Raw genomic sequence first — 1,062 nt, forward strand, 5'->3', positions numbered from 1 at the left:
GGCTTCGGCTTCGGCTTCGGCAAACATTTTTTCATTTATATCTTGTTTTACTACATCTAAATGCTGCTTAACAGAAGCTTCGTCAACTACCTCATCCTGCTTATCAAATGATTGTGCATTCAAAGTCGTCGATAAAGATTCAGAAAACGCATCATCTTCATTTAAAAGATCAGCAACCCACTCGTTATCATTTTTGTGATTATTATCGTTATCTAATACCTCCTCCTTATTCGAAGAAATACTAGGGTTTACCTCATTATTGAAATTTGATTTCGATGACTCATTCCTATCTGCATCAGGACTACCCATTGGAATGAGAGGCGCTTTCTTTAATTCAGAAATTAATTCCTGTGAAGAGTGCATCCTGTATCCATTAGCGGTTGAAAGCTCTATTTCTTCCTCAATAAATTCTGGCATTCCTTCAAATGCAAAGGTGTGATTGCCTAATTGTGGTAAAACAGAACTATTGTTGCTAGATGTATTGCCCGTTGAAGTCGGGCTTTCCTTCACAATGGAAGAATTGTCTGCCTTCATTTCTGTCTGAGAAAGTTCAGTGGATAAATTATTATTCTCAGACTCTGAGTTCGTCAAAACAACATTGGCCTCTTTGGATTTCTCAGGATCATTTTTTTCTGCAATGTCAGAATTATCTGGTTTAGTAAGGTTTTTCACCTCCACTTCAGCAGAACTATCTAAAGAGTGTTTAATATTCATGCTATCGAACGGATCAACAGGTTGTTCTATGGTATTAGCTACTTCCATTTCATCTGCAGATTTTTCGTTTGACGACTCAGCTTTCACTGATTTTTCATTGGAAGGTTGTTCCGGAGTCGACTGAGCATGATCCAAATGCTGCTTTCTTGCGGCTTTCAGACGCTGTGTCCGCTCGCGTAATTTAGCCCTTAATTTTTCAATTTCACTGACAGGCTCAGCGATTTCTGGCGACTTACTGTCTATATTTCTATCATCAATTGTTTCATCAATTGGCTGCGTGGCCATTATGCCGGCCAACCGATCCTCTTCACTTTGGAAAGTAGACTCGGCTTCGGCTTCGGCTTCGGC

General features: G+C 39.7%; 1 protein-coding gene. It reads right to left on the minus strand.

The window, feature by feature from the left end; all coding sequences use genetic code 11:
- Positions 1–1,062, minus strand: a 1,062-nt coding sequence (locus tag B3M51_RS13375; protein ID WP_292759877.1) for a hypothetical protein, incomplete at both ends; no start/stop codon positions are given.

Source organism: Methylophaga sp. UBA2689, from assembly GCA_002354555.1.
In the GTDB taxonomy this organism is placed as follows: Bacteria; Pseudomonadota; Gammaproteobacteria; order Nitrosococcales; family Methylophagaceae; genus Methylophaga.